Here is a 23,389-nt window from a genome sequence, read left to right on the forward strand (position 1 = left end):
AATGCGGCGGTCAATGCGCCGGCGCTGCAGGTGGAGACGCCCCTTCGATCATGAACCACGGCGTCTGCCCCTGCTCATAGGGCGGCGCCGGATAGAGCCAGCGAAGCGCTTCCTCGGCAGCATGGTGATAGACCGTGGCGTGAGACGCGCTCTTGCTGAAATCGGCATAGCGCACCGTGATTCGCGCGGGCGGCTGCTTGCCGAGATAGGCGCGCATGCGGTCGATACCATCCTGCATCGTTCCGCCCTCGTCCCCCACCGCAAGGTAAAGGCGCTCGCCGGACATACCCTGCCCTGCCGCGGTCCGATCGAGATCGCGCAGCGGACGGCGATCGTCCCACCACAGGCTGGGGCTGACCGCCACATAGTCGCCGAAAAGCGTGGGATCGTTCAGGAGCGTGTCCACCACGAACAGGCCCGCAAGGGACTCTCCCATCAGGGCGCGCCGATCTCCACTGCGAAAGCGCGCCTCCACGAAGGGGATGACCTCATCCCGCAGGAACCGGCGGAAGCGGTCGGCTCCGCCGCTTTCGGGAAAGGCCGAGAGATATCGGGGATCGGTGGGACGCGAAGTCAGTTCGGCACGCCGGTCCTTCGTCTGCACGCCGACGACGATCATCGGCCCATAAGTCCAGCTCAGCGAGGCCAGACTGCCAAGCCCTGCGATATGCACGAAATCCTGATCCAGCCCGCCATCCAGCAGATAGACCACCGGATAACGGTCAGCCGACTTGTCATAGCCCGTCGGCAACCAGACGTTCACTTCGCGCGTGTCGCCAAGAACGGCGGATCGCAGCTCATAGCGCGTGCCGAGTTCGATAGGTTGACCCGAAATCTCCCGCGGCGCCGCATCCTTCGCGCTTGCGATTTGCGGGGCCAGAACGAGCCCTGCGGCGAAAAGCCCCGGGATGACAAGCGAAGTGGCGATGATCTTCATCGCCACGGTCTAGCGAGAGCCGCCTGCCCTGCCAATATGCGCCTGAAGAGTAACGAATAAAAGCGAGCGACGCCGCTGCGTCGCTCGCCCGGATTGGGTCAGATCGGGGACCAGGGCTTGTCGTCGGCTTCCTCGCGCTCGCCTTCCGGACGCTCGGTCACGGTGGCGGCGGGGAGATAGTCGATCACCGCATCGAGCAGCTTCGACATGCCCTTGCCCGTCGCGCCCGAAATCGGGAAGACCTCGTCGGCTCCGGCCTTGAGCAGCTCGCGGGCATAGTCCGCCGCCAGCGCGTCATCGACGAGATCAATCTTGTTGAGCGCCACGAGACGCGGCTTGTCTTCAAGGCCTTCGCCGTAAGCCTCGAGCTCTTCCTCGACGATCCGCATCGCTTCGACCGGGTCGGTGCTGGAGATGTCGATAAGGTGGACCAGCACGCGGCAACGCTCGATATGGCCCAGGAAACGGTCGCCAATGCCGGCACCGTCCGCCGCGCCGGCGATCAGGCCGGGGATGTCGGCCAGCACGAACTCACGGTTCTTGTGCGTGACGACGCCGAGCTGCGGCCGCAGCGTGGTGAAGGCATAATCGCCCACCTTGGCCTTGGTGTTCGAAAGCTTGTTGATGAAAGTCGATTTGCCAGCGTTGGGCATGCCCACCAGACCGACGTCCGCCAGCAGCTTGAGACGCAGCCAGACCCACAGCTCCTGCGGCGGGATGCCCGGCTGGTGCTGGCGCGGCGCGCGGTTGGTGCTGGTCTTGTAGCTGGCGTTGCCACGACCGCCCATGCCGCCTTCGAGCAGGACCACGCGCTGGCCCGCCTCGGTAAGGTCGGCCAGAACCGTCTCGCGGTCGTCGTCATCGATGAGCTGGGTGCCGACCGGGACCTTGACGACAAGGTCCTTGCCAGCCGCGCCGTTGCGGTTCTTGCCCATGCCGTGGCCGCCGCGCGGGGCCTTGAAATGCTGGGTATAGCGGAAGTCGATCAGGGTGTTGAGACCAGCGACGGCCTCGAAGATCACGTCTCCGCCCTTGCCGCCGTTACCGCCGTCAGGGCCGCCATATTCCACGTACTTCTCACGCCGGAAGGAAACGGCACCCGGTCCGCCGCCGCCCGAACGGATGTAGATCTTGGCCTGGTCGAGAAAATGCATGGGTCTTTTTTCCGGCAATCCTGAGAGCTGAAGTGGGCTGGCGGAGGCTCCGCCGGGGCGGCACCGGCTCTCTTCCAGTGCCTGGCGATGCTGGCTGAACCCGCAACGCAGATAAACAAAAAACCCGGCCATGTCTCGGGCCGGGTGATGCCCGGCACCGAGCCGGACACGCATCAATCTAGAATACTGGTGGAGCCGAGGGGGATCGAACCCCTGACCTCGTCATTGCGAACGACGCGCTCTCCCATCTGAGCTACGGCCCCGTTCCAGTATCTTCGCAAAACGTCCAGCGTTCAGCGAGGCGCTCCCATAGCGAAGTGCTCTTTCGCTTGAAAGAGCAAAAATGCCGCAGAACCAATTTTGCAGGACAGGAGCGCCTGCCCCTGCCCTGCCTGTGCCTTGAGCTTTACTGGGCGAAGGCCTGCGCCGCGACCTTGGGCTGCGTGCCCGCCGCCGCCACGGGAGCGGCAGCCCCCGAAGTGGCCGATGCGGCGCCGTAGCGCGACTCCCAGGCCGCGAGATCGGCGCGATACTGGTCGTAGCTGTTGAAGAACTCCTTGAACGGAGCCTCCGCCTTGGCAAGGCCGCTGACGGCGAAACCGTCAAGCTGGCCCGCCGGAACTGCCTGCAGGTCAACCGCAAGCCCCATCGCCGCGTTGCACAGGGCGGGAACGACCGGCGGCAATGCGAAATAGTTATAGACCTGCGTCTGATAGGCTTCACGCTCCCGCACGGATTTCGCGCCGAACCGGGTGCGGAACTCCTTGTCGAGTGCCTTGTTCGTGGCCGTCAGCGACTTGGCATGCTTCTTCAGGAAGTCCTTGTAGCCTGCAAGAATCGGCTCGTACTGCGGGCCAAGGCAGTTCAATGCCGCAACATTGTAGGCCGAACGGAGATTCCACAACGCCTGCGCCTGCGACACGCCGCTGTTCACGGTATGGCGCGAACCATCCACGGCAAGGGCGGGAACCGTCATGTTGGGCGCCGCACCAAGCGGCGGCATCGGGCGCGGCGGGATCACGATAACGGGCGGCGGCGGCGGCGGGGCCACGGCAACCTCTTTCGGGCCGCAGCTGGAAAGCACCGCAACGAGCGAAACCGCCATCAGCGGGAGGCCGCGCAGAAGGCCTCGTTTCTTCAGGTTAACCACCCCGGACACTCCATTTCTCAGAGCGCCATTACTAACTCTTCTTGACTCCAAAGAAAATGCCCGGCGCGACGAATCGCACCGGGCATTTTCGATTTACCTGTCAAAAAGCCGTGGATTAACGGCGATCGCCCAGGAAGGTCAGCAGGAACTGGAACATGTTGATGAAGTCCAGATAGAGGCTGAGCGCGCCCAGAATCACGGCCTTTCCGACGAAGTCGGTGCCGCGAAGCTGGTAGTACTGGTTCTTGAGCATCTGCGTATCATAGGCGGTGAGGCCTGCGAAAATCAGCACGCCGAGCACCGAAATCGCCAGTGCCAGGACGCTTGAACCCACGAAGATGTTCACCAGCATGGCCACCAGAATGCCGACGAGGCCCATGATAAGGAACGTGCCGAAGCCCGACAGGTCCTTCTTGGTGGTGTAACCATACAGGCTGAGGCCAGCGAATGCCGCCGCCGTCGCGAAGAAAGTCGTCGCGATCGAGGTGGACGTGAAGACCAGGAAAATCGTCGACAGCGAGAGACCCATGACGACGCAGAAGCCCCAGTAGAGCATCTGGAGAGTCGAGGTCTTCATGCGGTTAACGCCGAAGTTCATCGCCATCACGAAACCGAGCGGGGCCAACATGATCACCCAGCGCAGCGGCGTCGTCAGCACCTGCATCGCCATTCCGGAGGAGGCGAATAGCAGCGCCACGATGCCCGAGAGCAGCACGCCCGAGGCCATGTAGTTGTAGATGGACAGCATGTGCCGACGCAGGCCAGCGTCGTAAGCGGCCTGACCGGCAGTACGTCCATCGAGGCTCGGAGACGCACCGAAGCCCGTGCGGGGCTGGGGGTCGTTCCAATTCGCCATTTCAAACTCCCTTTCACGGGCTCCTGCGAAATGCGGAACCCGTACGCTCCTGAATATCGGCTCCGGCGCAGGGGATTTCAAGAAAAACCGGCCAAAGGGATTTGTGTCAAAATGTAAAGATCGCCTCCGGATCGGAGTAATGCTGCCGATCCGGTGCGAAATATCAGGACTTGCGGGCTTCCGCCGCCATCTCGGCATTGCGATCCCGCGAAGCTTCCATCGCCGCGGCGACGACCTTCGCCAATGCCCCGCCCTCGTCCAGCACGTTCATGCCCGCACGGGTCGAACCGCCCGGGCTCGCGACCTTGTCAGCCAGTTCGCCGGGCGAGAACGGCGAGGCCGCGGCAAGCTGCGCCGCGCCTTCCACCATGGCCACGGCGAGCCGGCGCGACTGTCCCTCCTCAAGCCCGAGCGCAACCGCGCCGGCCGCCAGGGAATCGATGAAACGATAGACGAAAGCCGGGCCGCAGCCTGCCAGCGCGGTCACGGAATCGAACAGTTCCTCGCCGGCAAGCCATTCCGGCGTGCCCAGCTTCTCCATCATCGCCGTCACCGCTGCCCGCCCCATCTCGTCAAGACCACGCGAATCCAGCGCAATGGGTGACTTGCCGATCGCCGCCGCCAGGTTCGGCATGATCCGCACGATGGCGCCCGCATCGGGGAAGCGTGCCGCAAGACTGTCGAATTCCACACCGGCCAGGATCGAGAACAGCACTGTCCCCTTGCCCACCAGCGGCGCTATGGCCGGAGCGGCACCGTCCAGCCCTTGCGGCTTGATCCCGAGCATGACCGCATCGAAACGGGCATCGGGCAGTTCCTTGAGCAAGGTCACGCCTGCGGGAACTTCCGCACGGTGCGGGTCCACGACGGTGAAGCGGGAGGCCGGAATTCCGCCCGCCAGCCAGCCTTCCAGCATGGCACCGGCCATATTGCCGCAGCCGACGAGAAGGATGTTCTGAAAGCGGTCCATGTCATTCCCCTAGCACGAGAAGACGCCTTGCGAGGCGCCTTGATTGCCCGCGCTTAAGGCAGCGCATAACCGGTGCCAAGGGCCAATGGCCATCATCGGGGCCGGGCCACGCCCTCAGGCACAGTTCCAGCCTTGGCCGGGTTCAGGCTTCGCCGGCCGCGTCGATCATTGCAGCGGTCAGCGCCTCGGCAGGGGTCTTGTCACCCCAGAGGATGAACTGGAACACCGGATAGAAACGATCACATTCCTCGATCGCGGCTTCCACCACCGTTTGCGCCTGACCCGGGCCGAGAAGCCCGTCTTCACCCAGCATCAGGCCGTGGCGATAAAGCACGACGCCGCTGCTCGACCAGGTATCGAAGTGGCCGACCCAGATCTGCTCGTTGATGAGCGCCAGAGCCTCGAACATCGCCTGCCGCTTTGCATCGGCGATGCGCACGTCAGGCAGGCACAGGAGCTGCAGGACGCGATCTTCGGCGCGCCAGATCGCCTGGACCTGATAGGTCGCCCAGGCGCCCTTCACTTCTGCGGAAATCTCGTCTTCGCCCGAATATTCAAAGGGCCAGTCACGCGCTTCGAAGAGCGACGCGAGCATCTCGATCGGTGCGGACTCGTCCTCCCGGCCGATGTCGTCCTGTACCGTTCTCATGATTTCCGACATTTGCCCTCCGGGAAGCGTGAAGGCATGGATGCTTTGCATGGGGGGGCAAGCACAATCCGCGACCCGCGATCGCCTGAGCAAAACTGCACTAGCCTGTTCACAGGGTGTGGATAAGACTAACCGCTCCTTAATTCGGACAGGTTGCCGACCACGGAATTGACCGAGAGATTCTCCGAAGAGCGCTTTACGTAAACGTTACTTGACCGAAAGAGCGTCCACCACCTGCCCCGCAGGGCTGGTCCAGGGCAGCGCATCGCTGAAGCCCTGCTTCTTGGCTTCGGCGATGAAAGTGCCGGCGGCCTTCTGAGTCTCGAACGGGCCGACGAGAATGCGGTTCGTTCGCCCCATATCGCTGATGTAGGGCTGCCGCCCCTTGAGCAGTGCTGGCGCCTGCTTGAGCGATCGCCGCCAGTCGAACGCGATCGCATCCTTGTCCCGGCCTACGCCGACCTGCACCCAGATGCGGCTCGGATGCGCGGGCGGAAGCGGCTTCTTGGGCTTGGAGGGCTCTGCCTTCGCAGCCTTGGCGCTCGATTTCGCGTCTGCTTTGGCCGTTTTCGGATCAAGCTTGGGATCGACCTTGGCGGCCGCCTTCGGATCCGTCTTGGTGGCAGGCTTGTCCGCGGCTTTCGAATCCGGTTCCGGCTTGGGAAGTTCGATGCGCGGAGGCGCCGGACGGGCCGGTTCGATCTGCCGAATATCGACCGCACCGGAAGTGGGGACGATCTGCATCGTCGGCTTTCCGAGATCGGCGAAGATCTGTTCGAGCGAAAGCTGCTGGGCACTGGGCACCGGCGGCGCTTCGGGTGTGGCCGGCCTGACAGCCGGAGACGACGCGGCAGGCGGCACCGCGGTCTGCTGGCCGGGCACGCGGGCAAGGTCGAAACCGGGCGAGGCCGCTGCCACTTGAGCCGCGGCGGGCCTCGTCGTTTCCGGCACAGACGGGGACGCCGCGGCAAGCGGTGCAGCAGGCGCAGGTTGCGACGAAACGGATCCGGGAGCCTTGGACGCGGATGTTGCCGCGAGCGCTGCGGGCACCTCCGTCTTCGGTCTGACGGGCGGCAATTCGCCTGCCGCAGTTTCGTTACGCTCGATGGTCGGCTTGGGTTCGGGCGGCGCAACGCGGACCTGCTCCCGGGAAGAATTGGCAGGCACCGGGACATGAGCGGAGCCCGCGCGGGACACGGCCGCGCGGTTACTGTCGGCAACGGCAACGGAAGTCGTCCGTGCCGTACCGCTTGCCGTCCGCGTGGTACGCGGCGATTTGGATGAAGCCTTCCCGCCGCCCAGCGCCTCTCCGCGCGGGACAAGGTTGGCGTCGGCTGTCGCCACGCGTGTGGTCGGCGCATAGGCAGCGATGCGGGCATCGTCCCGGCCGATTTCCGAAGCGCGGGGGAACTTGCCCAGATTGGCAGCAGCCGCCTGCTGCGCCGGGGTCAAGCGCGGCATGTACCGCAAGTACGGCGCAATGTTCTGGGCGAGTTGCGGCGGCAGGATCGTATCCGAAACTTCCACTGCCTGCTTGGTGTCACCGGCAATCGCCAGAGCAAAGGCACGGGTGCGCCAGCCCGGCTTGTCCTGCTTGCGCAGGAGCGGCATGATCGTCGCTTCGGAGGTTTTGGCGTCACCCGCGATGGCCTGGCTTATCGCCAGCCGCATGCGAACCTCGTCATCGGCGGCCGTGCCCAGCACCATCGCATAATAGCGCTGCGCCGTCGCATTGTCGCCGACGAGATCATAAGCGAGGCCGCGATCGGCAGCGATAAGCGCTGGCGTGGCCCCTGCCCGCTCGGCTTCGGCGAACAGCGGCAGCGCGGCAACCGGATCGCCGCTCTGCGCAAGAGAAGCGGCAAGCCCGGCCTTCACCCGCCCATTGCCCGGAGAGATTTCATCCGCACGACGATAGAAGCCGATGGCCGCATCGAAATCGCCCAACTTCCTCGCGGAATCGCCGGCTTCGAGCAAGGCTGCGGTATCGCGGGGGTTACGCCCCAGCCTGGCCAGCGCGCCGTTGAGCGCTTTCTGATCTGCGCTGGGAAGCGCCTGCACCACGGGTCGCGAGACGACAGGAGCCTGCGCCTGTAGCGTCATCGGGAAAGCCAGCGCAACACAGGCTGCCGTGCCGGCCAACCACTTGCTCGATACCCTCTGGCGCAGACGCAAGACCCGGGAAACCTCTCAAAAACGCGCAAGGCCCGGCTGGTGGCGGGCCTGAACCTGTAACTGAACGGGGCAGCCTATGCCGCCCCTTTCCTGAACCCGAAGAGAATAAGCGGAAAACGGCGGTTCGGACCGGCATGACACCAGGCCGAACCGCTATATCGCTTACTGGTTGTTCTGACGTCCGAGGAAACGCGGAATGCTGATCGAACCGCCCTCGTCATCCTCTCCGGTCGGCTCGCTGGAAGCGGCCTTGGGACGTGAAAGACTGGTCATGCGTTCGAACAGCGTGCTGCCGCCGGCGGGGCGGGCAGGCGCGGGCTCCACCGGACGCTGGCGAACCGGCGGGACCGGAGCCTGGGCATCGGGAACGAGACCGCCGTTGAGCAACAGTTCGTCCTGCTGACGCTGCGGCGCCGGCTGAGCCTGTGCCGAGCCGAGATCAAGCGGCTCCGAACGCTGGCCGTGCAAGCCGGAAAGGCTTGCGTAATTGTTCGATGTTTCCGGCTCGGCTTCTGCGCCGAATTCGTCACCGGCACCGAGTTCCAGTTCGCCGAACGCCTGCGGAGCGGCTTCAGGAGCGGGGGTGGACAGTTCGAAAGGCTCGGACGCGGCCGGAGCCGAGGGCGTGAAAGCCACCGGAGCCGGTGCTTCCACCGCCGCAGGCGCGGGCGCCGGGGCGGGAGCAGGACGCGAGACCATCGGCCGGACGCCGCGCGATGCACCTAGGTTGAGCGGGCGCGAGGCGATTTCCGCCATCTCGGTCGTCTGCTCGATACCGGTGGCAACCACCGAGACGCGGATCTTGCCCTGGAGGTCCGGGTTGAAAGCCGAGCCCCAGATGATGTTGGCATCGGGATCGACCAGCTCACGGATATGGTTCGCGGCCTCGTCGACTTCGAGCAGCTTCATGTCGTCGCCGCCGATGATCGAGATGATCACGCCCTTGGCACCCTGCATCGACACGCCGTCAAGCAACGGGTTCGCTATGGCGCGTTCAGCCGCTTCCAACGCGCGGTTCTGGCCTTCGCCCTCACCGGTGCCCATCATCGCCTTGCCCATTTCGCCCATGACCGAGCGGACGTCCGCGAAGTCGAGGTTGATGAGGCCGGGCATGATCATGAGATCGGTGATCGAGCGCACGCCCTGCTGGAGCACTTCGTCGGCAAGCTGGAAAGCTTCCTTGAAAGTGGTCTCCGCCTTGGCGACCAGGAACAGGTTCTGGTTCGGAATGACGATCAGGGTATCGACGTGCTTCTGAAGCTCCTCGATGCCCGAGTCCGCCGAACGCATGCGGCGCGTGCCTTCGAACATGAAGGGCTTGGACACCACGCCCACCGTCAGCACGCCCTTGGCGCGCGCGGCCTGCGCGATGATCGGCGCGGCACCCGTGCCGGTGCCGCCGCCCATGCCGGCGGCGATGAAGACCATGTGAACGCCGTCAAGCAGACGTTCGATCTCTTCGATGGTTTCTTCCGCTGCCGCACGGCCCACTTCCGGACGCGCGCCGGCGCCGAGCCCCTGCGTGATCTCGGGCCCGAGCTGGATGCGGGTTTCGGCGATCGAATTGTTGAGCGCCTGGGCGTCGGTATTGGCGACGACGAAGTCCACACCCTCTATTTGGGCCTGGATCATGTTGGCGATGGCGTTGCCGCCCGCACCGCCTACGCCGATGACGACAATGCGCGGGCGAAGCTCTTCGATCGCCGGCGGTCCGATGTTGATGCTCATTTCGTTCTCCTGGCAGGCACGTGCGCGAAGAAATTTACCTTGACTAGCCTGATTGCACGCCTGCCTTCATCTAGGCAAAGCATGCGGCCCTGTTGTCCACAGCCGAAACCGCGAAATCCAGCCGATCGTGCCATCCCCGTCGCAAGGATTGCACGGCTGGGCAAAGTGCTCAAAAGTATTCCCTCAATGCTCTATAGACGCGATTGACCACACCGAGGCCGCTGTAACTCACTGAACCTTGTCTGTTCTTGCCGAAAGTACGAATGTCGATCGGGTCGGCCGCGGCATACAGGACAAGCCCGGCAAGCGTGGAAAAGCCCGGTTTGACGTGAGCTTCGGCCAGGCCGGACAGGTGCGGGACACGGCCGATACGGACCGGTTTTCCAAGTGCGGCCTGCGCATAGTCGGCAAGTCCCACAAGCTCGGCACCGCCACCGGTGAAGACCACCTGTTTGCCGCGCTGCGCGTTGAAGCGCATCAGCTTGAGCGCCTTGTTGATCTCTTCCATCAGGATACCGAGCTGGCCGGTAATGACGCCGATCAACTCGGCGCGCGGTATCCGGTTCTTGTCGTCGGCATGACGAGCGATCGGGCCGGTTCCCTCTTCGCCCGGAGCATTGACCGGGATCAGTTCGCGGTGATCGTGCGGGCTGGCGATGGCGGAACCGTTCACGCACTTGAGGCGCTCCGCCTGGAAACGGCGGATGCCGAAAGCCGAAGCCACGGCATCGGTGATGTCCGCCGAGCCCATCGGGATCGAGATCATGTCGATCAGCAGCCCGTGCGAATAGACCGCGACATTGGTAACTTCCGCGCCGAATTCAACAAGCGCCACGCCAAGGTCGCGCTCTTCCGGCGAAAGACAGGCCTGACCCGCCGCAATCGGCGAGCCGACCACCGCCTCGACTTCGAGGTGCGCGCACTGCACGGCCTCGGTCAGGTTCCTGATCGGGGCGCCTTCGGCCAGCATGATGTGGATGTCGACACCCAGCCGTTCGGCATGGAGCCCCTTGGGATTGCCAACGCCGTGCGCACCGTCGAGGCGATATTGCGCGGGCTGCGCATGGAGCACCATGCGTCCGTCCGGCTGGATCACCTCACGCGCCGAGATCAGGAGCTGGTCGATATCCTCCTGCTCGATGCGGCGACCGCCGATCTCGGCATCGAACTGGTCGATGCGGCTGGCGAGCCCTGCGCCCGAGCAGCCGATCCAGACCTTGGAAACGCTGGTGTCGGCCATCTTTTCGGCGCGGTCGATGGCATCGCGCACCGCGTAAGTCGCCGCCGCCATGTCCGTGACGTAGCCGCGCTTGATCCCCTGGGAGGCGCGGTGGCCTGAACCCAGCACGATCATGTCGCCCATCTCGGACATGCCCGCAACGATGGCGGAAATGCGGAAGGAACCGATATTGACCGCACCGAATACGCGGGTGATGCGAGGTGGTGCCATCACTGTTCCTCCGCTGCGGCGGCATCGCCGCTGGCTTCAACGCCGGTATGGGGGACTGCACCCGCCTTCATCGCCAATTCCTGTCCTTCGGCATCGGGAACCCGCAGATAGATGCGGTCCTTCGCCCGCATGTCGATTGCAGTGACCTTGCCGCCGATCAACCGGTTAGTGCCGTCCAGCCGCGCGAATGTCACCAGTGCGCCGGCGGATTCGTTGTCGCCCTCCGGCAGCGCCAGCACTTGTCCGGTCTGGAAAGTCAGGTTCCAGCGGCGGTTGCCGATCCACTCCGCCTCCTGAACCTTGGGCTGAAGCGCGGGCGCCGCTTCAAGCAGGTGCCCGAGCTGCGTAACCTGCTGACCCGCACCGGGGCCGGAGACGATCAGCTTGCCCTTGGCATCCTTGCGGTTGATCGCCTCAAGCTCCTGCCCGGTCTCGTCGATCAGCACGAAGCGGTCAGCCTTGCGCAGGACGGCGTGCGGTTCGCGTTCGACGATGTCGATCACCAGCGTATCGGGAAGCTGCCGCGAAACACGCGCGTCCTTGACCCACGACAGGCCAAGCAGCTCGCCGCGCAGCCCGTCAAGGTCGACCTGGGTCATCGACCGGTCGCGCTCGGCCAGGGCCTTTTCGTAGACTTTCAGCTCGTTGAGGTTCTTCACGCCGCGCACTTCCACGCGCTTCACCTCGAACCCGGCATCTGCGGCAACTTGCGCAAACTGCTTGCCCGCAAGCATCGGCACGCCCGCCGCATTGGCGACGACCCAGACGAGCAAGCCCGCGCCGCCGAGTATGGCGACGAGGAAGATCTTGTGAAGCTGCTCCTCGGTGAAGGGCAGCCAGCTCATCACCGTGTCGACGGCCGTGCCGCTCGTCGCCTTGGCCTGGCGCACCTTGGCCTTGGTGTTCTGGGCCGCTGCGGCCTTTCGCGCTGTCTTCGGCTTGCGCCGGATCGTCTGGCTCATTTGCCCCCCTTGGCGACCTTTCCGGCGTCGGCAAGCGCTTCGGCTATGATAGCCTCCACGAGATCGGGGTATTCCATGCCGCAGGCACGCGCCTGTTCGGGAACGAGGCTGAGCGGGGTCATGCCCGGCTGGGTGTTGACCTCCAGCAGGAACAAGCCCTCGATACCCTGCGTGTCGTCCCAGCGGAAGTCGGCGCGGCTGGTGCCCTTGCAGCCGAGCAACTGGTGGGAGCGCAGTGCGAGATCCTTGCAGGCCGCCGTGATCTCATCAGGGATTTCCGCCGGGCAGACGTGTTCGGTCATGCCGTCGGTATACTTGGCGTCGAAGTCATAGAAGCCAGACTTCGGCTTGAGTTCGGTGACCAGCAGAGCCCGTTCCCCTGTGTTCGGCCCGCCGATCACGGCGGTGGTCAGTTCGCGGCCACGGATGAACGGTTCGGCCAAAAGGCGGTCGAATTCCTGCCACGGCCCCTTGGCATCCGGCGCGATGGGATTGCCGTAGTTCCCCTCGGCGGTGACGATGGCCACGCCGACCGAGGACCCCTCGTTGACGGGCTTGAGTACATAGGGACGCGGCAGCGGATCGCGCTTGTGGATTTCCGCGCTCTCGACGATGCGGCCGCCGGGCATCGGAATGCCGTGGGGGACCAGCGCCTGCTTGGTCAGTTCCTTGTCGATGGCAATCACCGAAGTGGCGAGGCCGGAATGCGTGTAGGTGAGGCCCATCAGGTCCATCATGCCCTGCACCGTGCCGTCCTCGCCCGGCGCGCCGTGGAGCGCGTTGAACACGACATCCGGCTTCGCTTCCGACAGACGCAGCGCGACATCGCGGTCCATGTCGATACGGGTGACCTTGTGGCCCTTGGACTCGAGCGCCTTGGCCACGCCCTCGCCGCTCATCAGCGAGACCGGCCGTTCGTTCGACCAACCGCCCATCAGGACTGCGACGTGGAGTTTGGGGAGAGTCACTTCTGGATACCTACTCGTGCTTGGCCTGACGCGTCGGCGAACATGCCCACGCGCTGAATTTCCCATTCGAGCGCGACGCCCGACTTTTCCTTGACCCGGCGGCGGACTTCCTCGCCCAGGGCCTCGATATCGCTGCTGGTGGCGTCGGAGACGTTGAGCAGGAAGTTGGTGTGCTTCTCGCTCACTTGCGCGCCGCCGAGGGTCAGGCCGCGGCATCCTGCTTCGTCCACAAGCTGCCAGGCCTTGTGGCCTTCGGGGTTCTTGAAGGTCGAGCCACCGGTCTTGCTGCGCAGCGGCTGGCTGGCCTCGCGGCTGGCGGAAATGCGGTCCATCTCGGCCTGGATCGCTTCCGGTTCACCGGCACGGCCCTTGAAGCGCGCAGCGACAACGACGGCGCCTTCGGGGAGTTCGGAGTGGCGATAGGTATAGCCGAGATCGACATTGCCGAGCGTGACCAGCGAACCGTCGCGCAGAACCACGTCGCAATCGACAAGCACGTCCTTGACCTCGCCGCCATAGGCGCCCCCGTTCATCCGCACGAAGCCGCCGACAGTGCCGGGGATCGAGCGCAGGAATTCGACGCCGGCAATACCGTTGTCCCGCGCAGTCGACGAGACGAGGATGCCACTGGCACCGCCGCCACATTCCAGCGTCACGTTATCCACTTTCGTCACTTTGGCGAAAGGCTTGCCGAGGCGGATCACGACGCCGGGAACGCCGCCGTCGCGCACGATCATGTTGGAGCCGAGGCCCAGCGCCATGACCGGCACCCAAGAAGGTAGATCACGCATAAATTTGCGAAGCGCATCAACGGAAACCGGCTCAAACAGAATTTCTGCTGGACCACCCGTTTTAAACCAAGTCCACGGCGCCAATGGAGCATTCACCGAGACTTTTCCGTTCGGCTCCGCAATGGTGAATGCTCCCTGTGCTAGAGAATATTCGAATGCGCCGGGGCTCACTTCGCGCTGTTTAGCAATCACGCGGCCCTCCGCTTGGACACGGCATCGGCCAGACCTGCCGCCCACTTGGTGATGTCACCTGCGCCGAGGCAGACGATCATGTCGCCCGGCTGGATCGAGGTTGCCAGCACATCGGCCAGTGCGTCGGGGCCAGCCACGACTTGCGCCGAGCGGTGCCCGCGCGCCTTCATGCCCGAGACCATGTGCTCGGAATCGACGCCTTCGATCGGCTGCTCGCCCGCTGCGTAGACCGGCGCGGCATAAACCACGTCGGCATCGTTGAAGGCGCCTTCGAAGTCTTCCATATGGTCACGCAGGCGCGTGAAGCGGTGCGGCTGGACCACGGCGATCACGCGATTGCGCACGCCTTCGCGCGCAGCGGCGAGCACGGCGCGTATCTCGACCGGATGGTGGCCATAGTCATCGATCACGGTGACGACACCGCCATCCACCTCGATTTCGCCGACCTTGGTGAAGCGGCGCTTCACGCCGCCGAATTTCGAGAAGCCGGTCTGGATGCACTCTTCCGAGCAACCCATCTCCACCGCGACGCCGACAGCGGCGAGCGCATTCTGGACGTTGTGGCGGCCCGGCATCGGCAGTTCGATGCCCTCGATCCTGCGGAACGAGCCGTCCCGCTGGCGCAGCGCCACGTCGAAGCGGTTGCCGCCGGGAATGGGCGTCACGTTCTCGCCCCGAATGTCGGCCTGAGCGGAGAAGCCGTAAGTCACCACGCGGCGGTCGCGGATCTTGGGGATGATCGCCTGCACTTCCGGGTGGTCGATGCAGAGCATCGCCGCGCCGTAGAAGGGCACGTTCTCGATGAATTCGACGAAGGAATCCTTCACCTTGTCGAACGAGCCGTAGTGATCGAGATGCTCGGGATCGATATTGGTGACGACGGCGATAGTCCCATCGAGGCGCAGGAACGAGCCGTCGCTCTCGTCGGCTTCCACCACCATCCAGTCCGAGGCGCCGAGGCGCGCGTTCGAACCGTAGGAATTGATGATGCCGCCGTTGATGACGGTGGGATCGACCCCGCCCGCATCGAGCAGCGCCGCAACCATGGACGTGGTCGTGGTCTTGCCGTGAGTGCCAGCCACCGCCACGGTGTTCTTGAGGCGCATCAGTTCGGCCAGCATCTCGGCGCGGCGGACCACGGGAATGCGGTTTTCGAGCGCATGGACAACTTCGGGATTATCGCGCTTCACGGCGGTCGAGGTGACGACCACGGCCACGCCTTCGACGTTCTCCGCCGACTGCCCGATCATGACCTTGATCCCGCGCCCGCGCAGGCCCTCTACCACATAGCCCTCGGCGATGTCGGAGCCCTGCACCGAGTAGCCGAGGTTGTGCATCACTTCGGCGATGCCCGACATGCCGATGCCGCCGATGCCCACGAAGTGGATCGTGCCGATGTCAGTGCCGACGCCCCTCACTGCACGGATTCCTTGACCAGCTTGCTCTTGGCAAGGGCTTCGCCGCCCTTGGCGGGCATGGCCTTCTCCATTCGAATTACGTCCATTATCGGGGTGGCGCCGAAGCCTTCGACAAGATCGGCAAGATCGCTGGCGGCATTGGGATAGCCGCAGTTCCATGCGGCATGCGCGGCATTGGCCAGCGTTTCGGGATTCTGGGCGATGGCCTGGATCTGCAGGCAGACTTCCTTGGCCATCTTCTGGAACAGGTCGGCCTGCTCCTTCAGAAGCGCATTGCGCCGTTCGCCGCTGTAAGTGTCCGCATCCTCGGTGGTGATCGCCGGCTGGCGGATCACACGCGCACCGCCCGCAGCCACGATCTCGCGCGCATTGGCGGTCTGGTGGTCGTCGGTTGCGTAAGGCAGCGGAATCAGGATCGCAGGACGGCCCACATCGGTCAGTTCCGCGATGGTCGACGCGCCAGAGCGTCCGATGAACAAGTGCGCACCGGCAAGGCGCTCGGCCATGTCCTCGAAATAGGTCGCAAGTTCGGCCGGAATACCGTGGTTTACATAGCGCGCACGGACGCCTTCGATATCCTCGGCGCGGCACTGCTGGATGACCTGGAGGCGCGAACGCAAGGTGGGTGGCAGCATCGCGAGAGCATCGGGCACGACTTGCGACAGCACGCGAGCGCCCTGGCTTCCGCCGGTCACGAGGATGCGCAGCAGGCTGTCCTCGCCGAATTCGGGGAACGGCGCGTCACGCAGGGCCAGGACTTCGTCCCGCACCGGATTGCCGACCAGCGTCACCTTGTCCGAAAACCTGGGATCGAGCATGTCAACTTGCTCGAAAGCCGTGGCGATGGCGTTCACCTTGCCCGCAAAGTAACGGTTTACACGGCCCAGCACCGAATTCTGCTCATGCAGGATAGTCGGGATTTTAGCCGAGTTGGCAGCCAGCATGGTCGGCAGCGCTGGATAGCCGCCGAAGCCCACCACGGCGGTCGGTTCGAAACTTTCGAACAGGCGCAGCGCCATGGCGCGGCCGGAAAGAATGCCCTTGGCGCCCCTGAGCCAGTTCAGCGGGTTTTTCCCAGCGATCCGGCCCTGCGGCAGGACATGGGCAGGCAGATAGTCAGGCTTGCCCGGAATCGCCGCGCCCCGCTCGTCCGTGATGAGCGCGACGTGATGCCCGCGCCGATCCAGTTCGGCGGCGAGCGCGAATGCGGGAATGAGGTGCCCGCCCGTCCCGCCCGCGGCAAGGACGTAGTGGCGGCTTACCGAGCCTTTTACGGCCGAACTCATGAAGAAAAGTCTCCAACGGCGCGAAGCGAGAACCTCTCGCGCTTGATGAACGGATTGCGGCGCGTGATCGCCAGCAGCAGCCCCACCGTCATGCACATGGCCACCGTGGACGAACCGCCATAGCTGATCAGCGGCAGGGTCATGCCCTTGGAAGGGAAGAGTTGCAGGTTGACGAGGATGTTGATGAAGGCCTGCCCCCCGAACTGCGAGCCGATCCCGGCTGCCGCGAGTACCGTGAAAAGGTCTTCCTCGTCCACCAGGCGCAGCATCACGCGGGTCAGCAGCGCAAGATAGATCATAACGATGATGATGCAGGCGATCAGGCCGAATTCCTCACCGATCACCGAGAAGATATAGTCGGTATGGGCTTCGGGCAGCGCCATCTTCCTGATGCCCATCCAGAAACCCTGTCCGAACCATCCACCGTTGAGCAAGGTGCGCTGCGCGAGGTCCACCTGATCGAAGGCATTCCCGCCCGACAGGAAGGAATCGATGCGATTACGCCCGTTGTCATAGGTGAAGTACATCAGGACAAGGCCGCCGATGCCCACGCCCGCGAACATGCCGATGCGCTTGAGCTGGATACCGGCCAGCAGGATCATCACGAAGAACGTGCCTGAAAACAGCATGGTCGAACCGAAATCGGGCTGCGCCATCAGCAGCGCGCCCAGCAGGCCCATCAGGCAGAAGCAGATCGCAACCACCGGAATATGCGGATCACGCGCGCGCCACGAGAGGATCCAGGCCAGCAGGATCGGAAAGCCCGATCCCAGAAACTGCGAAGGCTGGATCGAGATCCCCAGCTTCAGCCAGCGCCGCGCGCCATTCACTTCGGAACCGACCACCGGGACCAGCACAAGCCCGACAAGCATGACGGCCGCGATGAGGATGCCGACCCGGCGCGCACTGTCCTTCGACAGGCTGGAAGCCCAGAACATCGCGCAAAGGCCCACGAACTGCCACCGCAGGTGCAGCCAGAAGAAGTGCAGCTGCGAAAGCTTCTCGTGCGCCGTCGAAAGGCGCCGCGCGCTCGCCGGAGAGCCCGCCGCCACCGCCACCGCGCCGATCCCCATCAGGATCAGCACCAGCGCAAGCACGCTGCGGTCGATCTCCTGCCACCAGATCGCGAGTTGCCCCCGGCGGTTGCGGTTGTAGCGTGTGTTCGCGGGAACCGCTCCGGTGCCGGGCGCGATCGTGGCCATCAGTGTTTCACCCCATCGGCATCTTCGCCCTGCGCCTCGAGCAGCGCCTCGACGATCTGGCGGAACACCAGGCCGCGCGCCTCATAGTCGCGGAACTGATCGAAACTGGCGCAAGCCGGAGACAGCATGACGACATCGCCGGGCTTCGCGCGGGCCATGGCCTCGCGGATTGCCTCGGCCATCATCTCGCTGCGATGGACTTCAGTAAATGGCGTCAGGATCTCGGCGAAGCGCGGGCCGGCATCGCCGATGGTATAGGCGGCCGCCACATTGCCGAAGAAAGGCGCGCACTCGTCAAGGTCGTCGCCCTTTGGCAGACCGCCCAGAATCCAGTGGATGCGCGGCGCCGGATCAGGCGGAAACGCAGCAAGCGCAGGCGCGGTCGAGGCCGGGTTGGTGGCCTTGCTGTCATTGATGTAAAGGACGCCGTTCGCCTCGGCCACGCGCTCCATGCGGTGCGGCAATCCGCTGAACGTGCGCAGCGCCGGTTCCCACTGCTCGGCGGGAATGCCCAGCGCCTCTACGATGGCGACCGCTACGGCCGCGTTCTGAAGGTTGTGCGGGCCTTGCAGCGAAGGCCAGTCCTTTTGCAGCGCGACGAGACCCTGCCCGTCGACCCGGCGCACGAGGCCGGCCGCGCGGCGCGCCTCCTCTGCCTCGGCAACATCGGAAGTCTCGCGGTCGCCCGTGCCGAAGATGGCCGGACGGGCGGCATCCTGCATCTCGAACAGGCGGGCCTTCGAGGCCGCATAAGCCTCGAAACCATCGTAGCGATCGAGATGGTCGGGCGTGATGTTGAGCAGCGCCGCCACGTCGCAATCGAGGCTGCGGGTGAGGTCGATCTGGTAGCTCGACAGTTCCAGCACATAGACGCCGCCCTCGGGCAGCGGAACTTCGCCAAGCACCGGCACGCCGATGTTGCCGCCGACGCGCGCGGGCACTCCGGCGCTTTCGAGAAGGTGGTGGACCAGCGAGGTCGTGGTGGACTTGCCGTTGGTGCCGGTGATGCCCACCACGCGGTGCGCAGGCAAACCGCCCTCGCCGGGCACGATCGTGCGCGCCAGTGCGAAAAGCTCAATATCGCCGATTACCGGCACGTCCTGACGGCGCGCGACCTCGGCGATCGGATGCTTGTTCAGCGGAACGCCGGGCGAGACGATGACGCCGTCATAGCCGGTAAGATCAGCCGTGACCGGATCGGCCACTTCGATGCTCTCGTCCTGGCTGCGTGCGCAGAGCGCCTGGCGCGGTTCCTCGCGCGAATCCCAGGCCATGACGTGAGCGCCGCTCGCCAGCAGCGTCTCGACCGCGGTGAGGCCCGAGCGCGCGAGCCCTAGGACCGCATAGCGTTTTCCGGCGAAGGCGGGGGAGACGATCACGTCGGGCGCCTCATCGTAGCTTGAGCGTCGAAAGGCCGATCACCGCAAGGACGATCGAAATGATCCAGAAGCGGATGACAACGGTGGATTCCTTCCAGCCCTTCTGCTCGAAGTGGTGGTGGATCGGCGCCATGCGGAACACGCGGCGACCGGTCCGCTTGAACCAGAAGACCTGGATTATGACCGAAACAGCCTCCAGCACGAACAGGCCGCCGACGATGGCCAGCACGATCTCGTGGTGCGCGGCAACGGCGATGGCGCCCAGTGCGCCGCCCAGTGCAAGGCTGCCGGTGTCGCCCATGAAAACGGCTGCAGGCGGCGCGTTGAACCACAGGAAGGCGAGGCAGGCCCCGATGATGCCGGCGCAGAATACCGCCAGTTCACCTGCGCGCGGCACGTGCGGGATGCCAAGGTAGTTGGCATAGTCCACGCGGCCGGCAAGGTAGCAGATGATCGCGAAAGTGCCGGCCGCGATCACCACCGGCATCGTGGCAAGGCCGTCGAGACCGTCGGTCAGGTTCACCGCATTGCCGGCGCCCACGATCACCACGGCCGCAAAGACGTAATAGAACGGGCCGAGCGGGATATAGCGCCCCGAAAGGAACGGCACGTAGAGGTTCGTATTGAGCTGGCTGACGATGATGTACGAGGCGATCCCCGCAACCACGAATTCGAGCGCCAGCCGCAGCTTGCTCGACAGGCCGGCCGTGCTGCGCTTGGCCACCTTGTCGTAATCGTCGAGGAAGCCGATGATGCCGAAGCCCACCGTGACGGCGACACAGGCCCAGACGAACGGGTTCTTCACGTCCATGAACAGGATCATCGCGCTGACCAGCGCAGTGAGGATCATGAGCCCGCCCATCGTGGGGGTGCCGCGCTTGGCAAGGTGGCTTTGCGGGCCGTCCTCGCGGATCGGTTGCCCCTTGCCCTGACGTACGCGCAGCATGTTGATGAAGCGCGGGCCGATCAGCAGCCCGATGCCCAGCGCCGTCATCAGCGCCGCGCCCGACCGGAACGACTGGTATCGGAAGAGGTTGGACAGTCCCTCGAAATGGAACCATTCTGCGATGAGATACAGCATCTTGCGGGGGAGCCCCCCTACCCTTCCTGTTTGTCGAGCGCGGTCACCAGGGAAGCCAGGCCCACCGAGTTCGAGCCCTTGACCAGGATGACGTCATCCCGTTCGAGACCGAATTCGCGCAGAGCGTCGACAGCTTCCCGCACAGTCAGGCAATGCGCGAAGGGCACGTCCTTGCCAAGCGGAAGCGCCCCGGATTTCCCCAGTTCCCCGGAATTCTCCCCCGCTTCAAGGGCTTTTGCGAGCGGGGCCATCTCCTCGCCCACCAGCACGGCGTAATCGACACCCGCTTCGCGGATCGGGCCGGCAAGCGCGGCGTGATAGTCAGGGCCGTGGCTGCCCAGTTCCTTCATCGCGCCGAGCACGGCAATACGGCGGTGCGCCGGCGTGCGGCCAAGCTGGTCCAGCGTCGCGCGCATGGAGGCGGGATTGGCGTTGTAGCTCTCGTCGATCAGCAAGGCCTTCGCGGAAGCGGCGCGGCGCCCGTCAGCATTGGGTTCGGCGCCGGGCTCCCCACCCGGAACGTCGATCTGAAGCCGGGCGCCGCGCCCAGGCAACCCGCCCATTTCGGCGAGCGCCACGCCTGCGGCACCGAGGTCTCCCTTGACCCCGCGTACCGCGGCCATGACCGCGAGCGAATTGATCACATGATGTTCACCGGGCGAGGCGACGGTGTAGCAAACCCGCCGGTCCCCCATGTCGATCGTCACCAGCGAGCCGCCTCCGATCGCCGGAACCGCATCCAGCAACCGCACGTCGGCGTCTCGCGCCTTGCCGAAGGAGACCACTTGCGCGCCCGCTTCGAGCGCGGCTTCCTTCAGCCTGTTGAAATAGGGGCTGTCGGCCGGGATCACGGCCACGCCGCCCTTCTCCAGCCCTTCGAAGATTTCCGCCTTGGCGTCGGCGATGGCCTCCATCGAACCCAACATCTCGATGTGGGCGGGCGCGATGGTAGTGATGACCGCGACGTTCGGACGGACCTGGCGGGTCAGCCCGGCAATTTCGCCGGCGTGGTTCATTCCCATCTCGAAAATGCCGAAACGCGCACGCGCGGGCATTCGCGCAAGGCTCAGCGGAACGCCGACATGGTTGTTGTAGCTCTTGACCGAACGATGGGCATCACCCCGGCTGGCGCGGTCGAGCGCAGCCCAGATCGCCTCCTTCACGCCGGTCTTTCCGACCGAACCCGTCACGCCGATGATCGGCCCGCGCGACCGGATGCGCGCGGCGGCCCCCAGCCGCTCCAGCGCCTCGGTCGTGTCCTCCACCAGGATGTGGGGACCATCGACCGGCCGATCGACCACGGCTGCAGCCGCACCCTTGGCAAAAGCCCCATCGACGAAGCGATGACCGTCCATGGCCTCGCCCTTGAGCGCGAAGAACAGGTCGCCGGGCTCGACGTCGCGGCTGTCGATCTCGACGCCGGAAACGGTGAAGTCACCGCTGGCCGTACCCTTCAGAACCCGCGCCAGCGTGGCCGAGTCCCAAAGCGCGAGAGGCCACGGAGAGAGCGGGTTTTCCTCGGCCGCATCGCTGGGCCACTCGAGGATCCGGGCTACAGCATTCATCGCCTACTACCTTCCCTGCGGACCAGACATTTCCCTGGCCACGGTGACGTCGTCGAATGGCAGGACGCGCACTGCATCGCCGCTGCCGATGATCTGCCCCTGTTCGTGCCCCTTGCCGGCGATGAGGACGATGTCCCCCCGCCCGGCTTCGGCGATGGCCGCACCGATCGCCTCGCGCCGATCGCCGATTTCTCGCGCGCCGCCGCTCATTCCGGCGAGAATCATGGCGCGAATTGCCGCCGGGTCTTCCCCGCGCGGGTTGTCGTCAGTGACGATCGCCACGTCCGCACCCTCGCTGGCCACCCGGCCCATTTCCGGCCGCTTGCCCTGGTCCCGGTCGCCGCCCGCGCCGAATACCACGATCAGGCGTCCTTCCACATGGGGACGGAGCGCCGCGATCGCCGCTTCCAGCGCATCGGGCGTATGCGCATAGTCGACATAGACCGGCGCGCCTACCGAGGAAATCGCCGCACGCTCCAGCCGCCCGCGCACGGTCACGAGCCGCTTCAGGGCATCGAACGTCGTGTGCGCATCGCCGCCGCTGGCCAGCACCAGCCCCGCCGCGACAAGCGAATTTGCCGCCTGATAGGCGCCGATCAGCGGGAGCTCGAGCACGTAGGCTTTGCCCTCATGCTCGAGCTCCAGCTTCTGGCCGAGTCCGCCCGGCTTGCGACCCGAGAGGCGGATGCTGGTGCCCTTGGCACCCACGGTGAACGTCTTGAGCCCGCGCTGCTCGGCGTGGGCAATGGCTTTGTCGGACCACGGATCGTCGGCCCAGATCACGGCGGTGCCGCCATCGACGACCACTTCGTCGAACAGGCGCATCTTCGCCGCGAAATAGTCGTCCATGTCTGCGTGGTAGTCGAGATGGTCGCGCGAGAGGTTGGTGAAGGCGCCCGCCGCCACGCGCGGTCCCTCGATGCGGAACTGCGAAAGACCGTGGCTCGACGCTTCGTAAGCGACGTGGGAAACACCCTCGCGCGCAAGACCAGTGAGGTTGGCCAGGAAAGTCACGATATCCGGAGTGGTGAGGCCGGTGGAAACCGTTTCGTCGCTGGTGGTGACGCCGAGCGTACCGATCGAGGCGGCGCGCTGGCCGGCCATGCGCCAGATCTGACGGGTCAGTTCCACGGTCGAGGTCTTGCCGTTGGTGCCGGTGACGGCCACCAGCGTCTCCGGCACGGGCTGGAAGAACGGCGCGGCAAGTCGCGCGAAGAGACGGCGCGGCTCGGGATCGGCGAAGTGCACCGCACCTTCGACCCTGGCATCGCGATGCGCCACGACAGCTACGGCGCCAGCCTCGATGGCGGCGGTGATATAATCTTCGCCGTTGAACCTGGCGCCCCGGAACGCGCCGAACACCGTGCCGGGCGCGACCTTGCGGTGATCGATGGCAAAGCCGGTCACATTGGCATCAGCGCCCTCGGCCAGAGGAACATCGGCAGCAGCGCAGAGGGCAGTCAATTTCATTCTTCC

19 protein-coding genes and 1 tRNA gene are annotated in these 23,389 nt (G+C 64.9%); all 20 read right to left on the reverse strand.

Going from position 1 to position 23,389, the window contains the following annotated elements; translation table 11 throughout:
* Positions 1 to 10 precede the first annotated feature (10 nt).
* The 20 genes from U9J33_RS15555 to U9J33_RS15650 all read right to left on the reverse strand — a co-directional run bounded on the left by U9J33_RS15555 (position 11) and on the right by U9J33_RS15650 (position 23,383).
* Positions 11 to 937 carry an alpha/beta hydrolase gene (locus tag U9J33_RS15555; RefSeq protein WP_324696538.1) on the reverse strand — a complete coding sequence of 309 codons (927 nt, stop codon included), beginning with the start codon at positions 935 to 937 and terminating at the stop codon, positions 11 to 13.
* Between the two features lie 98 nt (positions 938 to 1,035).
* Complete coding sequence (gene obgE, locus U9J33_RS15560; RefSeq protein WP_054439254.1) at positions 1,036 to 2,091, reverse strand: GTPase ObgE; 1,056 nt, start codon at positions 2,089 to 2,091, stop codon at positions 1,036 to 1,038.
* Positions 2,092 to 2,278: 187 nt separating this feature from the next.
* Positions 2,279 to 2,354 (reverse strand) — tRNA-Ala (locus tag U9J33_RS15565).
* Between the two features lie 143 nt (positions 2,355 to 2,497).
* A complete protein-coding gene (locus U9J33_RS15570) occupies positions 2,498 to 3,196 on the reverse strand; it encodes a hypothetical protein (RefSeq protein ID WP_207906118.1) in 699 nt (232 codons plus the stop codon).
* 160 nt (positions 3,197 to 3,356) lie between these two features.
* Positions 3,357 to 4,097, reverse strand: coding sequence for a Bax inhibitor-1/YccA family protein (locus U9J33_RS15575; protein ID WP_132469270.1), 741 nt, complete (start codon positions 4,095 to 4,097; stop codon positions 3,357 to 3,359).
* Between the two features lie 163 nt (positions 4,098 to 4,260).
* The gene (locus tag U9J33_RS15580; RefSeq protein WP_324696543.1) at positions 4,261 to 5,067 is read right to left on the reverse strand and encodes a pyrroline-5-carboxylate reductase; all 807 of its coding nucleotides are present in this window, start codon (positions 5,065 to 5,067) and stop codon (positions 4,261 to 4,263) included.
* 142 nt (positions 5,068 to 5,209) lie between these two features.
* Positions 5,210 to 5,716 carry a YbjN domain-containing protein gene (locus U9J33_RS15585; protein ID WP_054439354.1) on the reverse strand — a complete coding sequence of 169 codons (507 nt, stop codon included), beginning with the start codon at positions 5,714 to 5,716 and terminating at the stop codon, positions 5,210 to 5,212.
* Positions 5,717 to 5,923: 207 nt separating this feature from the next.
* Complete coding sequence (locus U9J33_RS15590; RefSeq protein ID WP_324696546.1) at positions 5,924 to 7,891, reverse strand: SPOR domain-containing protein; 1,968 nt, start codon at positions 7,889 to 7,891, stop codon at positions 5,924 to 5,926.
* Between the two features lie 162 nt (positions 7,892 to 8,053).
* A complete protein-coding gene (gene ftsZ, locus U9J33_RS15595; RefSeq protein ID WP_324696548.1) occupies positions 8,054 to 9,619 on the reverse strand; it encodes a cell division protein FtsZ in 1,566 nt (521 codons plus the stop codon).
* Between the two features lie 169 nt (positions 9,620 to 9,788).
* Positions 9,789 to 11,069, reverse strand: coding sequence for a cell division protein FtsA (gene ftsA, locus U9J33_RS15600; protein ID WP_132469268.1), 1,281 nt, complete (start codon positions 11,067 to 11,069; stop codon positions 9,789 to 9,791).
* Entirely contained in the window at positions 11,069 to 12,031 is a 963-nt protein-coding gene (locus U9J33_RS15605; protein WP_054439245.1) for a cell division protein FtsQ/DivIB, read from the reverse strand. The genes ftsA and U9J33_RS15605 overlap by 1 nt, the downstream gene beginning before the upstream one ends.
* The gene (locus U9J33_RS15610; protein ID WP_132469267.1) at positions 12,028 to 12,999 is read right to left on the reverse strand and encodes a D-alanine--D-alanine ligase; all 972 of its coding nucleotides are present in this window, start codon (positions 12,997 to 12,999) and stop codon (positions 12,028 to 12,030) included. The genes U9J33_RS15605 and U9J33_RS15610 overlap by 4 nt, the downstream gene beginning before the upstream one ends.
* Positions 12,996 to 13,913 carry a UDP-N-acetylmuramate dehydrogenase gene (gene murB / locus U9J33_RS15615; protein ID WP_324699071.1) on the reverse strand — a complete coding sequence of 306 codons (918 nt, stop codon included), beginning with the start codon at positions 13,911 to 13,913 and terminating at the stop codon, positions 12,996 to 12,998. The genes U9J33_RS15610 and murB overlap by 4 nt, the downstream gene beginning before the upstream one ends.
* Positions 13,914 to 13,978: 65 nt before the next feature.
* A complete protein-coding gene (gene murC / locus U9J33_RS15620) occupies positions 13,979 to 15,400 on the reverse strand; it encodes a UDP-N-acetylmuramate--L-alanine ligase (protein WP_324696553.1) in 1,422 nt (473 codons plus the stop codon).
* Entirely contained in the window at positions 15,397 to 16,686 is a 1,290-nt protein-coding gene (murG, locus tag U9J33_RS15625) for an undecaprenyldiphospho-muramoylpentapeptide beta-N-acetylglucosaminyltransferase (protein ID WP_324696555.1), read from the reverse strand. The genes murC and murG overlap by 4 nt, the downstream gene beginning before the upstream one ends.
* The gene (locus tag U9J33_RS15630; protein WP_054439239.1) at positions 16,683 to 17,888 is read right to left on the reverse strand and encodes an FtsW/RodA/SpoVE family cell cycle protein; all 1,206 of its coding nucleotides are present in this window, start codon (positions 17,886 to 17,888) and stop codon (positions 16,683 to 16,685) included. Before U9J33_RS15630 ends, murG begins: the two co-directional genes overlap by 4 nt.
* Complete coding sequence (gene murD, locus U9J33_RS15635) at positions 17,888 to 19,267, reverse strand: UDP-N-acetylmuramoyl-L-alanine--D-glutamate ligase (RefSeq protein WP_324696558.1); 1,380 nt, start codon at positions 19,265 to 19,267, stop codon at positions 17,888 to 17,890. The genes U9J33_RS15630 and murD overlap by 1 nt, the downstream gene beginning before the upstream one ends.
* A gap of 10 nt (positions 19,268 to 19,277) precedes the next feature.
* The gene (gene mraY, locus U9J33_RS15640) at positions 19,278 to 20,348 is read right to left on the reverse strand and encodes a phospho-N-acetylmuramoyl-pentapeptide-transferase (protein WP_054439234.1); all 1,071 of its coding nucleotides are present in this window, start codon (positions 20,346 to 20,348) and stop codon (positions 19,278 to 19,280) included.
* A 17-nt stretch (positions 20,349 to 20,365) separates the two neighbouring features.
* Positions 20,366 to 21,913 carry a UDP-N-acetylmuramoyl-tripeptide--D-alanyl-D-alanine ligase gene (locus U9J33_RS15645; protein ID WP_324696561.1) on the reverse strand — a complete coding sequence of 516 codons (1,548 nt, stop codon included), beginning with the start codon at positions 21,911 to 21,913 and terminating at the stop codon, positions 20,366 to 20,368.
* Between the two features lie 6 nt (positions 21,914 to 21,919).
* The gene (locus U9J33_RS15650; protein WP_324696563.1) at positions 21,920 to 23,383 is read right to left on the reverse strand and encodes a UDP-N-acetylmuramoyl-L-alanyl-D-glutamate--2,6-diaminopimelate ligase; all 1,464 of its coding nucleotides are present in this window, start codon (positions 23,381 to 23,383) and stop codon (positions 21,920 to 21,922) included.
* Between the last annotated feature and the right edge of the window lie 6 nt (positions 23,384 to 23,389).

This window comes from Novosphingobium sp. RL4, from assembly GCF_035658495.1.
Taxonomy (GTDB): Bacteria; Pseudomonadota; Alphaproteobacteria; order Sphingomonadales; family Sphingomonadaceae; genus Novosphingobium.